This is a genomic window from Dietzia sp. KRD202, from assembly GCF_017168155.1.
GTDB lineage: Bacteria > Actinomycetota > Actinomycetes > Mycobacteriales > Mycobacteriaceae > Dietzia > Dietzia kunjamensis.
Window position 1 is genome coordinate 42,845 of sequence record NZ_JABFAN010000020.1, and the last position, 13,013, is coordinate 55,857.

Consider the following 13,013-nt stretch of genomic DNA (forward strand, 5'->3'; position numbering starts at 1 on the left):
CATCACAGGAGAACGCAATGAACACCCCCGTCGCGCCCGCCACCCAGAACCGGGCCCCGGCGCCCCCGCTACTGCAGGGAAAGGTCGTGTTGGTGTGCGGGGTGGGCCCGGACCTGGGCCGCTCCCTGGCCGTCCGGTCCGCGCAGGCCGGCGCCGACATCGTCCTCGCAGCCCGCAGCGCCGACAGGCTCAACCTCATCGAGCAGGAGATCCGCGACCTCGGCCGCCAGGCGCTCGCGGTGCCGACGGACATCACCAACGCCTCCGCCCGCCATGAACTCGCCCGGGCCGCCATGGACTCCTTCGGTCACGTCGACGTTCTGATGAACGCGGCCTTCGCCCACCCGCCGTACGTCAAGCTCCTCGAAGCCGATCTGGACGAAATGCGCCAGCAGACCGCCCTCAACGTCCTGGCATCAGTAGGCCTGGTTCAGGAACTGGCCGATACCCTCACAGCACGCCGCGGATCAGTCGTACTCATCAACTCCCTCGTCCTTCGTAACCGCCTGCCAGGTGTCGGCAGCTACCGCATGGACAAAGCAGCACTCCTGGCAGCGGCACGAAGCCTGTCCATCGAGTTGGGCCCCCGCGGGGTGCGGGTCAACTCTGTCGCGCCGGGGTACATCTGGGGCGACAAGCTGCGCGACTTCTACGCCTGGCGCGAGGCGAACGGGGGAGCGACCGCCGCGGAGAAGTACGCGGAGAAGGCACAGCAGACAGACCTACTCCGACTGCCGACCCCGGACGAGATCGCCGACGCCGCAGTCTTCCTCGCCTCCGACTTCGCCAGCGGCATCACCGGGCAGTGCCTCGACGTCACCTGCGGACAGAGCCACCACTGACTCCCCGATTGCCGTCCCGCACTGGATTCAACAGACCAGGGCGGGGCAAGAGTTTGCGCCGCTCCTGTCCGTTCCCAGAGACCAGTCGTCACTGTCCAAAAAAGACACGGAGTTCAGCCTTGCGTCACCGGACCAGGACGCAGAAGCGATCAATGACAACGATCTCGATCACCTTGGCACCCGCTCGGTCGCTCCGGCGCCCGGATCTTCGTCGACCTCGTCCATCACATGAAGAACGAGGACATCAAGTACGCCCTGCATCAGAGGAGAGTTTGGGGACGCAAGGTGATTCATCTGACGCAGTACGCAAACTATTAATTTACATAACGTCTGATTGTCGGCGCCGACACGAGTCGCGCTTCGGCTTCGGATTTCAGCAGGTGCGTGGGGACTGTTTAACTCCTCTATCGCAACGCATGGAGATGAGAACTCTCGTCCGAAGTGTCGTCTAGGTTCCGCGCCGAGGGGCTGTACTCACCTGAGGCGGCGGGCCAACTGCGTGATGTCCGTGACCTCGAGGTCCGGGCTGGTGAAATGCTTCGGGTACATGCCGTGGGTGCGGTTGATCCATGCCGTTCGCATACCGATCCGGTGGGCGCCGTCGATGTCCCAGGGATGGACGGCTACGAGCATGGCGTCCGAGGGGGCAACGGCACACTGTTCGAGTGCGAAGTCGTAGGCAGGGGCGGCTGGTTTCCACGCGCCGGCGGAGTCGACTGACAGCAGTTTGTCGAAGTTGTGCCGTACACCGGCTGACGTGAGCAGCTTCTCGGCGACCTGTGTCGAGCCGTTGCTGAGCGTGACCAACCTGATCCCCAGCTCCGTCAACGCCGTGACGCCGTCGGCGACATCGGGATGAGGGTCGAGCCCGACGAACCCGCTCATGACGTGCTCGATCGCCTCGTCGAGAGGTCGGTCGAGCTCCACCTCCGACAGCATGACCTGCAGGAGCCCGGTGCCGATGTCAGCGAACGGGCGAGCGGCACCTGCGGCGGTGAGGGCGAAGCCGTCGCGCAGGAGGTCGGCGAACCACAGGGGATACATCGAGCCGGGTGCCCCGACGTCGGAGAACCGGGCCGCCATCGCCGTGGTGTCGGACAGGGTCTCGTTGACGTCGAACACGATCACCTGCGGGCGGCGGAGCCCACGCCCGTCGCCCCGGTTCTGTTCGCGATGGTCGGGTGTGACGGTCATGTAGAGACCTCCTGGTCACCGGGATTGCACCATGCTATGCGCCAGCGGGCTGCGCGGCCGGAACACCTGGCTAGGGTGGGCGCATGGACGCCGACATCAACTTCTACTTCGACCCGGTCTGCCCCTTCGCCTGGATGACCAGCAAGTGGGTGCGCCAGGTGCAGGCGCAGCGCGACTACACGGTCGACTGGCGGTTCATCTCGTTGCGCCTGGTCAACGCCGGTGTCGACTACGACGCGCACTTCCCCCCTGAGTACGAAGCCGGCCACACCGCCGGGCTGCGGCTCCTGAGAGTGGCGGCTCGAGCGCGAGCCGAGCACGGCCAGGAGGCGATGGCGCCGCTGTACGCCGCCTTCGGGGCGCGCATCTTCGACACCGCTCCGGACGCCGGCGACGACCGCAGCGAAGGCGACGAGCGTGAGCGGCGCGGCACGAGCGAGTTCGCCAGGCTGGTCCTCGCCGACGCTGATCTGCCGCTCGAACTGGCGGACGCCGTCGACGACGAGTCGTGGGACGCCGAGATCCGCCGGGAGACCGACGAGGCGCTCTCGCTGACGGGCAAGGACGTGGGCACGCCCATCATCCATTTCGAACCGCCGACCGGCGTCGCCTTCTTCGGACCCGTGATCAGCCGGCTGCCACACGAGGACTCGGCGGCCGAGCTCTGGGACCACGTGGTGGGGCTCGCCCGCTTCCCGGGTTTCGCCGAGCTCAAGCGCAGCCTGCGCGAGAAGCCGCAGCTCGCCGCGTTCGGAGTCGACGCGGACACGGTCGGCACGCAGGAGGACTGGCACGGCGGAAGCCGTCGGCAGAAGAAGTGAGGATGGCCGTTCGCGCCACAGCGGCGGAACTGGCGGAGATACTCGCCTGATGGCTATCGATCCCCGCGGAAGAGACCTCAAGCGCTACCTCGCCGACGACCCCGGCGGCCCGGTGGTGATGCTGAACCTGCTCCGGTTCGCCGATGGCGGGCGTGAGGACTACGCGAAGTACGCCGCGGCGCTGAACGAGACCTTCCTTCCCCGCTATGGCGCCGAGGTGCTCTACGCCGGTGACGGTTCCACAGCCCTGGTCGCCGAGACCGGCCAGGACTGGGATGCCGTTCTGCTGGTCCGGTACCCCAGCCGCGCCGCGTTCAGCGAGATGGTCGCCGACCCCGAGTACCAGACCGTCACGGCACTGCGTACCAGCGCGTTGCAGGAAGCGGTGCTCCAGGCCACGACCCCCTGGGCCTGACTCCGCCCCCGTAGGCACGTCGAATCCGACGCGCATGCCCGAGTGCGATCGCGCGCAGAATGCGGGACGCCGGGGCTACTGCTGGGCTCGTCGTCGTCGACCTGCGATGGCGTGGAGCACCAACGCGAGCATCACCGTCGCGCAGCAGATCACACCCACCCCGAACGCCATGGTGATGCCCTCGTCGGTCGAGTACGCGGAGTCGGAGGGGTGCGCGGCGAGGACGGCGGCCGACAGGGCCGCGCCGACCGCACCACCGACCGTGCGTAGCACCTGGTTGAAGCTCACCGCGCTGCCGAGCTGGTCCACCGCCACGCTGCGGGCGATGAGCGCGGGCATCGCGGCGTAGCCCGAGCCGATCCCGGCGCCGAAGAGGAACATGCCGATCGCCAGCGTCCAGAAGTCGCCATGTCGCAGCCACAACAACACCGATGCCACCGTCATCACCGCCGCGCCGACGGGGAGGAACACCGCCATGTCGTAGCGGCGGGACAGGGCACGGACCGTGCGGTTGGCCACGAGGCTGCCCACCGACAGCGGCGCCATCATGAAGCCCGCCCACATCAACGGCACCGCCAGGCCGAAGCCGGTGTCGGCGGGTGCCTGCGCCACGAGGCTCGCGATGGACAACCCGATGTACATCGCGGTGCCCAGGCCGATCGCGGTGGCGTTGGCCAGCAGGACCTCCGGCCGGCGGACCACGCGGAGGTTGACCAGGGGATGCAGGGTGCGAATGCTGTGCACGATCCAGAAGAGCAGCGTGTTCAGCGCGACCACGAGGACGACGAGCGCCGTCGCGGACCCCCAACCCCAGGTCTGCCCCTCGGAGATCCACAGCAGCAGCGCGGCCAGCCCGCCGCCCAACAGCAGGGCCCCGCCGATGTCGAACGGCGTGCGGGGCGCGAGCGGATCGGGGCCCGCGGGGATGAAGCGCCAGACGCCGAACGCCGCGGTGGCCACGAACAGCGCCGCGAAGGCGAACGCCGCCCGCAGGTCGAACGTCGCCGCGAGGATGCCGGTGAGCGGATACCCCAGTCCCATCCCCACCGACACCGTGACCGAGAGGGTCGAGATGGTGGGCTGCGATGCGGTGTAGGTGAGGTGTCGGCGCGCCAGGGCGATGGTGATGGGCACCGTGCCGTAGAGCAGTCCCTGCAACGCGCGGCCGACGAGGAAGACGGTGAAGTTCGGCGCGACGGTGGCGATGATCGAGCCGAGGAAGATCACACCGAGGCTGGTCAGCAGCAGTTTCCGGGTATGGGGGCCGTCGGCGAGGCGGCCCATGATCGGGGTCGCGACCGCGCCGACGAGCAGGTTGGCCGTGAGCATCCACTGCGCCGTGCTCACGGGGATGCCGAACTCCGCGGAGACCGACGGCACCAGCAGCATGCCGAGGGAACTGACGATCGAGCTGGTCAGGGCGGCGTAGACGAGGGCTTGGACGAACCAGCGGGGCGCCGGGCGCCGGTGAGGGGTCACCGGGCGTCCTCGGAGTCGAGGCGGCGGAGCAGGGGGACCGCGGCCGCGAGACGGTCGCGCTCGGCGTCATCGAGGTGGTCGGCGATCGCGTGGGCCAGCCAGTCCTGGCCCGCGGCGCGCTCGGTGCGGAGCTGCTCGCACCCGCCTGCGGTGATGGAGACGAGGGTGCGTCGGCCGTCGGCGGGGTCCGGGCTGCGGGAGACGAGTCCGAGATTCTGTAGTTCGCGGACGGCGTTGGCGACGGCCTGGTGGCTGATCCGCTCGAGGCCCGCCAGGTCGGTCGCGGCCAGGGGTCCGCGCTGCTCCAGGTGGGACAGGATCCCGACCTTGCCCATCGACAACGTCCGGTGGGAGTTGAACCGTCGCCACAGGGGGCGCAGCGCGTGGCGGAGATCGTCGGCCAGGGCGGCGACGTCGGGCGACGGGGTAGCGGTCGGGTCGGCGGGTGGTCCAGCGGGCGGGTCGGCGGGTGTCACTCCGACGAGTCTACAACCAGATTGCGCAATCTGCTTGCGCAAGGGTGGGGGTGGGCGGTGGAGCGCATCGACAAGAGCGTTCCGCACACCTGCCTCTCGGCGAATGTGTGCGGAACCGTCTTGTCGACGCCGGGCCCGGCGGGCCGGGCTCCCGGAGCAGTCGGCCTCAGTAGGTCCCGCAGTTGCTGGGCGCCGGGACGCCGCGCACGCGGTCATCGAGATACCGCAGGGTGCCCTCCAAGCCGGTGAGCATGGGTGCGGCGTGACCGATCACCAGGCCGGGTGCGACGGGGGGCATCGGGTCGATGACCATCTCCACGGTGACGCCCTGCGCGCACCAGTCGCGACCGAGCTGCTGGGACTGGTGGCCGGGGACGACGTCGTCGTTCACGGGTGAGAGGACGCGCACGGGTGTGGTGGGCGCGAGCCGGCCGATCCGCTGACGCTCGAGGAATCCCGTGAGTACTGGCTCGGAGCGCACGATGTCGCCGGCCGACCGGCCCGAGACCGTGTAGGCGGTGGTGCGCTGCTGGAAGAACTGGACGGCGGTCTCGCCGATGCACTGGTCGGCGGTGGTGGCGAGCATGGCCCGGCCCCGGTCGTTGAAGTACGGGTCGATCAGCGGGCCCATCTCCGGGTAGGCGTCGAGCAGGCTGTTGAGCGAGTAGCCGATCACGCCGGCGATCGCGGTCCCGTCGACCTGCTCGAGGGTGGCCAGCAGATCGGCCGGCGGAGAGCCCGCGGCGGTGCCGACGAGGTTGACCTCCGGCGCGTACTGCGGGTGCAGTTCGGCGGCCGCGGCGACGGCGCCACCGCCCTGGGAGTAGCCGGTGAAGACCGTGCGGGCGTCCGGGGCGATGTCGGCGCCCGGCACCGACGCCGCGACGCGCGCGAGGTCGAGGACGGCACGGGCCTGGGATTCGCGATTGATGTACGAGTGCAGGCCCGGCGTGCCGAGGCCCTCGTAGTCGGTCATCGCGACGGCGTACCCGCGGGCGAGCAGGGCGTAGGCCTGGATGAGCTCGTACCCGAACCCGACGCCCGGCGGGTCGGTGCGGACGGTGGCGAGGTTCTGGAACGTCTTGGACGGCGCGCAGTGGTCGGCCTGGCCCTGGGTGCCCGGCGCGACGACCGCCAGCGGACGCGAACCGGGCCCGGTCCACGGTGCGCGCGGCTGCAGGTAGGCGCCGGTGACCGCGATCGCCTGGCCGCGCGACCCGACGGAGGTGTACATGATGCGCTGCGCGTCGGTGGACAGCGGACCGGCGCCGTCGGAGATCGGTTCGGCGCCGGGGATCGGCGGGATCGCTCCGGCCAGCGGGAACGGCTCGGTCTTGATGAGCTCGCCGGAGGTCGCGGGCAGGTCTGCCGGCGGCTGGTAGAAGGCGGGCGCCGGGTCGTTGGACGATCCCTGCGCTCCGGCGGCGGGGGCGACCAGGGCCCCTCCGGCGACAGCGGTGGCGATGGCGGTGGCGAATGCGGCTGCGCGCATCGCGGTTCGACGAAGTGGCACGGTCCCCCCGGACTGATTGTGTTCTGGCTCACGAAGTTGAGCAGAGTCTAAGTGAATGCTGTGTGCGGCGGGCACTCCGGTCGTGCGTCGCCCGTCAGCGCGGTTGGTCACCGCGGCCGGGTGGCGGCGAGAATCACGTCGACCACCCGGTCCACGGCGTCCGGGGGCAGCGGGCGGCCGCTCATGAGCGGCGTCAGGAGTAGCGGTGCCACGAGCGTGGTCACGACGGTGTCCGGATCGAGGTCGGGGTTGAGGTCACCGCGCGCGCTCGCCAGCGACGCCATCTGCCGCCAGGCGTCCAGGGCGGGTTGGTAGCGCGCGGTGACCACGTCGGCGAGCTCGGGATGTGACCGAGTGGCGAGGAGCGCGCCTGTGGCGAGCTCCACCGGGTCGGCCGCGAACGCGGCCAGGGCGTGGGCGAAGTCCCGCACGTCGCCCTCCCAGTCCCCGGACGTCGGCACGGGAAACCGGAGGACATGCTGGTCGAGGGCCTCGGCCACGAGGTCGGTGGTGGTCGGCCACCACCGGTACAGGGTCCGTCGGTTCACGTCCGCCCGTTCGGCGACCTCCACCATCGAGAACTGCCACCGCCCCTCGGCGAGGAGCGACAGGACCGCCTCCCCGACGGTGCGACGGACGCGGTCGCTCCGGCCGCCCTCGCGAACCCGGCGCCGTTCCGGTCTCGGCGCGGGCGGCCGGGTCGGCGGTTCCTGCTCCACGTTCGCGCCCCCGGATCCGGTCTGGTGGATTTCGTTGAGACTACCTCGCCCTAAGTGCACACTGTGATGACTTAAGTGTGATGCACTCGCAGCATCTGTCCACCCGCTCAACGACCTTCCAGGGGACCCATGACCGCCGATCCCACCTACGACCACATCGTCATCGGCGTCGGGCCGATCGGCGCCGCGACCGCCCGGCACCTGGCCGAGCGGGGGGATTCCGTCCTGGTGATCGGCCCCGAGGAGCCCGCGGGCTTCGCCGACCATCAGGGTACGTGGGCCGGGCACTATGACCAGGGTCGGATGTGCCACGTCCTCGAGATCCCCGTGGTCACCGGGATGCTCACCACGCGGTCGATCCGCCGGTTCCCCGAGCTCACGCGCCGCACGGGGGTCGAGTTCACGACCGGCGTCGAGTGCCTCTCGGTCAACCCCGCCGACGCCGCCGGTGACGCGGCCGGGGAGTGGTTCGACCGCGACGTCCTGGCCGCCAACGCCCGCGACCTGGGCGTCGACGTGCACCTCCTCGACGAGGAGGGCCTACGTCGGCGGTACCCCGCGGTGCGGTTCGAACCGGGCCACGTGGGCGTGGTGCAACCCGGCGGGATGATCGTCAACCCGCGGGCGCTGGTCCGTGCCGAACTGGCCGCCGCGTCGGCGGCGGGGGCGGTACTCGTCCGGGACGAGGTGGTCGCGCTCGAGGGCGGCGCGGGGGGTGGCGATGACAGCGGCGATGACGACGACAACAACGACGACAACAACCACAACGACGACGACAAGGTGGTCGTCACGGCCGGGGGAGTGCGACTGCGAGGTCGGTCGATCGTGCTCGCGCTCGGCGCCGCCGTCAACGCCTCCGGCCTGCTGCCGCGGCCACTGCAGCTGTTCACCCTCGGGGCGACCGTCGTGCTGGTGGAGGTCGACGATCCGGGCGGGATCGACCTGCCCGCGACGATGTATCTCAAGCATCGCGACGGCGCGCAGCAGTTCGGCGGAGTGGTGATGTCGCCGGTTCGGTACCCGGACGGTCGCTGGTACCTCAAGGTCGCCGGCAGCAGTGTGCGCGAGACGCCCCTGGGCTCCGCCGAGGAGATCGCGTCCTGGGTGCGGACCGGCGGCGCCTCCGCGGACGTCGACGACGCGCTGGCGGTGTTGACCGATCTCCTGCCCGGCGTCCGCCTGGGGCGGGCGCACACGCGCCCGTGTCTGGTGTGCGCCACCAGTACCAACCACCCCTACATCGACCGTGTGGACGACCGCACCGTTCTGGCGGTCGAGGGAGAGCGGGGTGTCATGGCCGCGGACGAGATCGGCCGACTCACCGCGGATCTCGCCGCCACGGGGAGGTGGACGGATCCGCTGCCCCGGGACGTGTTCCGTGCCCGGTGGGCGGCGTAGCGGCGGGGAAGTCGTCGACTGTGGTCGGCCGGCGGGTCAGGCGTGCATGCCCACGGTGAACCACCGGGTCGCCTCGTCGACGATGTCGTCGATGCTCGCGCTGGTCTCGGATTGGAGCCAGGCGGTGATGAGCTCGCCCAGGCCGCCCACGAGGAGGCGGGCGCTGATCTCGTCCCGGGGAGTGGGCAGGGCGCGGTCCCCGAACAGTGTCCGGGCCTGGGTCACGACGAGGGCCGCGAAGTCGCGGTACAGCTCGTGGCGGCGCTGGCGGAGGGTCGGGACGGTGGCCGACTCGATGATCGCGACCCGTCCCTTGCGGGGGTCGTCGGTGAGTAGTGCCGCGAAGGCGGCCAGGGCGGCGTGGGCTCTGGCCGCGGCGTCGCCCTCGGTGTCGGAGAGTGCGGCCAGAACGGAGGTGCGGACCTGGTCGGCGATCTCGTCGACGAGGGCGAGGAGCAGCTGGTCACGGGCGGTGAAGCTCTCGTAGAAGTAGCGCTCCGTCAGGCCGGCCTCCGCACAGATCGCCGTCATGGTCGTTCGCTCGACACCGCGGGTGCCGACGAGCTCCAGGGCCGCGTCGAGGAGTTGGCGCCGACGGGCTGCGCGCCGCTCCTCCGCGCTGACGCCTCGGTAACGGCGCGGGGTCGCGTTCATCCCTCAATCTTGACAGGGCCCCATGTCTGATTCAAACTCTATCCAAACTGACAGGGCCGTCTGTCAGACAGGTGGTGGGCCGTCCCGGACGGGCGTCTCCACCCGGAGGTCAGGGGATGCTCGTGACACGAACGCTGGCGAAGGCACCGACGGACAGTGGGCTGGCTCCGGTCCCGGGAGACGGTGGTCTACCGCTTCTCGGTCACGGTCTGGACTATCTGCGGGATCCCATGCGGCTGTGGGAGAAGCGCTACCACCGGTACGGGCCGGTCTCGTGGTTCCGCGCATTCGGGACGAGGATCGTGGCGCTGCTCGGGCCGGAGGCCTCGGGAGTGGTCCTGCAGAACCGGGACAAGGCGTTCGCCAACGGCGAGGCGTGGCAGTTCCTCATCGGGCCGTTCTTCGACCGTGGGCTGATGCTCTTGGACTTCGACGAGCACATGGCCCACCGCCGCCTCATGCAGGAGGCGTTCACCTCCGACCGCCTCGCCAGGTACGCGGCAGCGATCGACCCGGCGGTCCGCTCCGCCGTCGAGCAGTGGCAGCCGGGGGACCGCGTGGAGGTCTATCCCCGGCTCAAGCAGTTGACGCTGAACCTCGCGGTGGAGGTCTTCATGGGCGGCGCCCCCGGCGCCAGCCAGGCGCGTCTCGATCAGGTCAATTCCGCGTTCATCGACTGTGTCCAGGCGGCGACCGCGCTCGTGCGGTACCCGGTCCCGGGCGGGCGTTGGCACCGCGGGCTGGTCGGTCGACGCCGGGTGGAGGAGTTCCTCCGCGAGTACCTGCCGGCCAGGCGGGCGGGCGACGGCGACGACCTGTTCTCCGTGCTGTGCCGGGTGGAGGTCGACGGCGAGCGGTTCAGCGACGACGACGTCATCAACCACATGATCTTCCTGCTCATGGCCGCGCACGACACGTCCACGATCACCATCTCGACGATGATGCAGTACCTGGGCCAGCACCCGGAGTGGCAGCGGCGGTGCCGCGAGGAGTCCCTGGCGATTCCGGGCGACACGATCAGCTACGAGCAGCTCTCGCAGTTGCGGTCGCTGGACCTGGTGATGAAGGAGTCGCTGCGCCTGGTGTCGCCGGTGCCGACGATCGCGCGCACGGCCGTCAAGGACACCGAGGTGCTGGGGCACTTCATCCCTGCGGGGACGATGGTGGCGATCGCTCCCTACTTCACCCACCACCTCGAGCAGTACTGGCCCGATCCGGAGGTTTTCGACCCAGGCCGGTTCTCCGACGAGCGCCGCGAGGACAAGGCCCACCGCCAGGCGTGGCAGCCGTTCGGCGGCGGCGTGCACAAGTGCATCGGCATGCACTTCGCCGGCGCCGAGGTCTCACTCGTGCTGCATCACCTGCTGCGCACCTTCGAGTGGCACGTCGACCCGGACTACACGGCCCCGATGGACATGAAGTCGCTGCCGTTCCCCAAGGACGGGCAGCCGATCCGTCTGGTGCGGCGGGCCGGAAACTCAGAGAACTCATAGCCGCAGGGGTAGCGAAAGGTGTCATATCAACATAGTCTGTGGTGTACCTCACATACCGCATGTGGGACAACACGGAAGGGTGATCATCATGGCTGCTCACGCGACCCACGCTCCCGAGCCGGTGGCCTCCACGGACGGCGCGCCGGCCAGGAGGAAGAAGTCGATCCCGATCATCCAGAGCCGCATCGGCGCCCCGGTCGCCTTCGTCGGTCTGGCGATCGCCCTGCTCAGCCTCTACCTGCCGTGGGTGACCGGCGGCGGGCAGTCGCTCTCCGGCCTCGTGCTGCCCGAGGTGCTGGGGCTGAGAGAAATCACCCCGGTCAACTTCCTCGGCCTCGTGGCGCTGTCGTTCCTCACCGTGGTCACGCTCGTGGCCCGGCTCGGCATCTTCGCGATCCTCAACGCCGTGACGGCGGGGCTGGTCCTCATCGCCCACCTCGCGTTCATGTGGGTGCTGTACGGCTCCACGGGGACGGCGGACCCGATCCTGTCGGGGCTGTCCGCCGAGGCATCGGTCGCCTATGGGCCCTACGTCGCCATCGTCGGATTCGTGCTGGTGATCGTGGGTTCCGCGGCGGCCGCCGTGTCGGCCGAGTATCTGCTGCCCGACCGCGCGGAGGCGAGGCACCGCGACCGCGACTGACGGGTGCGCCGTTCACGCCCCGGCGTGTTCGTGCTCGTCCCCCTCGCGATCGTCGTCGCCGCGGCGCCTGACGGTGACCCACTGCGCGGCGAAGATCGCGAGGGCGACACCCGCCGTCAGGGCGATGGTCAGCGGATCCGACCCCGCCTTGAGGGCGGCGAAGGGGACCAGTACGGCCAGGTCGAGCACGATGGCGACGCACGGGATCCACACGGTGGCGTCGACCTCGTCCCGGAGTCGGCGGATGACGCCCAGGTGGATGGCGATGTCCATCGTCAGGTAGAGGATCGCGCCGAGGGCTGCGATCCTGGACAGGTCGAAGAAGGCGGCCATGAGGATCGCCAGGCCCGCGGTGATGTAGAGCGACTGGTGGCCTTCACGGCCCGGCAGCCCGGGGGCCTGCCCCATGTCCCGGAGCATGTCGTAGAGCTTCGAGACGGAGAACAGGCTCGCGATGAGTCCCGACAGGGTCGCCACGACCGCCACGATCACGGTGAGGCGCACTCCCCACGGGCCGAACAGCGGCGCGGCCGCTTCCGCGAGCGCGTAGTCACGGGCCTCGACGATCTGCGGCACGCTGAGGCTCCCGCTGACGGCGACGACGATCAGGAGGTAGAGCACCGTGCACAGCGCGATGGAGATGAGGATGGACCTGCCGAGGTTGCGTTCGGGCCTGCGCAGGTCGGCGCCGTGATTGGTGATCGTGGTGAAGCCCTTGTAGGCGAGGATCGTCAACGCCACGGCGGCCAGGAATCCGGCCCACCCGTGATCCGGCGGGGTGCGGTCACCGGCGTCGACCAGCCGGGACAGTGACCCCACGCCGGTGGCGAGGATCCCGGCGATGGCCAGCGCGGCGATCCCGCCGATCTTGACCGCGGCGGTGATCATGGCCGAGCGTTCCACCAGTCGGTTGCCCACCAGGTTCACGGCCGCGGCGGAGGCGATGGCGAGAACGGCGAGGACCGGCACCCATATGCCCGGGTCGCTGACGTCGAAGGCGCGCAGGAGGTAGGTGCCGAAGGTCCTGCCGAGGAGGGACTCGGCGAGGATCATCGACACGTACATGAACAGGGAGAACGAGCCGGCGACCACGCCGGGGCCGTACGCGGCCTTGAGCAGCATGGCGATTCCGCCGGACGACGGGTTGGTCGCCGAGTACCGGATGTACGAGTACGTGCTGAACAGCACGACCACCGCGCCGGCGAGAAACGCCCACGGCATCCACCCGCCGGCCAGCTCGCCGACCTGGCCGACCAGCGCGAAGATGCCGGCGCCGATCATGACCCCCGTGCCCAGCGCCACTGAACCGGTGAGTGAGAGTGATTTCCGGTCACTGGTGTGGTTCATTCTGTGGTCACATCCTCGG

General features: G+C 69.8%; 13 protein-coding genes and 1 pseudogene. 7 read left to right on the forward strand and 7 right to left on the reverse strand.

The genetic code is table 11. The features are described 5' to 3' along the window. The first annotated feature begins 17 nt into the window (after positions 1-17). Positions 18-842, forward strand: coding sequence for an SDR family oxidoreductase (locus tag J1M64_RS18000; protein WP_206475080.1), 825 nt, complete (start codon positions 18-20; stop codon positions 840-842). A gap of 189 nt (positions 843-1,031) precedes the next feature. After that, positions 1,032-1,160 (forward strand): annotated as a pseudogene (locus tag J1M64_RS18005) (hypothetical protein); the annotation flags it as partial. Positions 1,161-1,316: 156 nt separating this feature from the next. Here J1M64_RS18005 and J1M64_RS18010 read toward each other — a convergent pair. Beyond that, complete coding sequence (locus tag J1M64_RS18010) at positions 1,317-2,036, reverse strand: haloacid dehalogenase type II (RefSeq protein WP_206475081.1); 720 nt, start codon at positions 2,034-2,036, stop codon at positions 1,317-1,319. Between the two features lie 83 nt (positions 2,037-2,119). Here J1M64_RS18010 and J1M64_RS18015 point away from each other — a divergent pair, with 83 nt between their 5' ends. Then, entirely contained in the window at positions 2,120-2,857 is a 738-nt protein-coding gene (locus J1M64_RS18015) for a hypothetical protein (RefSeq protein WP_206475082.1), read from the forward strand. 49 nt (positions 2,858-2,906) lie between these two features. Continuing rightward, positions 2,907-3,272, forward strand: a complete 366-nt coding sequence (locus J1M64_RS18020; RefSeq protein ID WP_007633060.1) for a DUF1330 domain-containing protein — start codon at positions 2,907-2,909, stop codon at positions 3,270-3,272. A 75-nt stretch (positions 3,273-3,347) separates the two neighbouring features. Here J1M64_RS18020 and J1M64_RS18025 read toward each other — a convergent pair whose 3' ends face one another. From J1M64_RS18025 to J1M64_RS18040, 4 genes are all read right to left on the reverse strand, one after another. Next, positions 3,348-4,751: an MFS transporter gene (locus tag J1M64_RS18025; RefSeq protein WP_206475083.1), complete on the reverse strand. Its 1,404-nt coding sequence runs from the start codon at positions 4,749-4,751 to the stop codon at positions 3,348-3,350. Next, positions 4,748-5,227, reverse strand: a complete 480-nt coding sequence (locus J1M64_RS20045; protein WP_240341348.1) for a MarR family winged helix-turn-helix transcriptional regulator — start codon at positions 5,225-5,227, stop codon at positions 4,748-4,750. The genes J1M64_RS18025 and J1M64_RS20045 overlap by 4 nt, the downstream gene beginning before the upstream one ends. 166 nt (positions 5,228-5,393) lie before the next feature. Then, positions 5,394-6,719: a lipase family protein gene (locus tag J1M64_RS18035; RefSeq protein WP_206475085.1), complete on the reverse strand. Its 1,326-nt coding sequence runs from the start codon at positions 6,717-6,719 to the stop codon at positions 5,394-5,396. A gap of 128 nt (positions 6,720-6,847) precedes the next feature. Then, on the reverse strand, positions 6,848-7,459 hold the full coding sequence (locus J1M64_RS18040; protein WP_307872478.1) for a TetR/AcrR family transcriptional regulator C-terminal ligand-binding domain-containing protein: 612 nt from the start codon (positions 7,457-7,459) through the stop codon (positions 6,848-6,850). Positions 7,460-7,588: 129 nt separating this feature from the next. On the opposite strand from J1M64_RS18040, the gene J1M64_RS18045 reads away from it, so the two are divergent. Further along, complete coding sequence (locus J1M64_RS18045; protein WP_206475086.1) at positions 7,589-8,857, forward strand: FAD-binding oxidoreductase; 1,269 nt, start codon at positions 7,589-7,591, stop codon at positions 8,855-8,857. Positions 8,858-8,893: 36 nt separating this feature from the next. On the opposite strand, the gene J1M64_RS18050 is transcribed toward J1M64_RS18045, so the two are convergent. Further along, positions 8,894-9,511, reverse strand: coding sequence for a TetR/AcrR family transcriptional regulator (locus J1M64_RS18050; RefSeq protein WP_206475087.1), 618 nt, complete (start codon positions 9,509-9,511; stop codon positions 8,894-8,896). Between the two features lie 122 nt (positions 9,512-9,633). Between J1M64_RS18050 and J1M64_RS18055 the strand changes: the two genes are divergently transcribed. Together J1M64_RS18055 and J1M64_RS18060 are read left to right on the forward strand one after the other, a co-directional pair. Further along, a complete protein-coding gene (locus J1M64_RS18055) occupies positions 9,634-11,004 on the forward strand; it encodes a cytochrome P450 (protein ID WP_374220875.1) in 1,371 nt (456 codons plus the stop codon). Between the two features lie 88 nt (positions 11,005-11,092). Then, the gene (locus J1M64_RS18060; RefSeq protein WP_241261748.1) at positions 11,093-11,647 is read left to right on the forward strand and encodes a hypothetical protein; all 555 of its coding nucleotides are present in this window, start codon (positions 11,093-11,095) and stop codon (positions 11,645-11,647) included. Positions 11,648-11,659: 12 nt separating this feature from the next. Here J1M64_RS18060 and J1M64_RS18065 read toward each other — a convergent pair whose 3' ends face one another. Further along, positions 11,660-12,994: an APC family permease gene (locus J1M64_RS18065; protein WP_206475089.1), complete on the reverse strand. Its 1,335-nt coding sequence runs from the start codon at positions 12,992-12,994 to the stop codon at positions 11,660-11,662. Positions 12,995-13,013 lie beyond the last annotated feature (19 nt).

Coding starts and splice junctions, on each gene's coding strand:
- J1M64_RS18000 (WP_206475080.1), top strand. CDS start 18: ATGAACACCCCCGTCGCGCCCGCCACCCAGAACCGGGCCCCGGCGCCC.
- J1M64_RS18010 (WP_206475081.1), bottom strand. CDS start 2,036: ATGACCGTCACACCCGACCATCGCGAACAGAACCGGGGCGACGGGCGT.
- J1M64_RS18015 (WP_206475082.1), top strand. CDS start 2,120: ATGGACGCCGACATCAACTTCTACTTCGACCCGGTCTGCCCCTTCGCC.
- J1M64_RS18020 (WP_007633060.1), top strand. CDS start 2,907: ATGGCTATCGATCCCCGCGGAAGAGACCTCAAGCGCTACCTCGCCGAC.
- J1M64_RS18035 (WP_206475085.1), bottom strand. CDS start 6,719: ATGCGCGCAGCCGCATTCGCCACCGCCATCGCCACCGCTGTCGCCGGA.
- J1M64_RS18045 (WP_206475086.1), top strand. CDS start 7,589: ATGACCGCCGATCCCACCTACGACCACATCGTCATCGGCGTCGGGCCG.
- J1M64_RS18050 (WP_206475087.1), bottom strand. CDS start 9,511: ATGAACGCGACCCCGCGCCGTTACCGAGGCGTCAGCGCGGAGGAGCGG.
- J1M64_RS18060 (WP_241261748.1), top strand. CDS start 11,093: ATGGCTGCTCACGCGACCCACGCTCCCGAGCCGGTGGCCTCCACGGAC.
- J1M64_RS18065 (WP_206475089.1), bottom strand. CDS start 12,994: ATGAACCACACCAGTGACCGGAAATCACTCTCACTCACCGGTTCAGTG.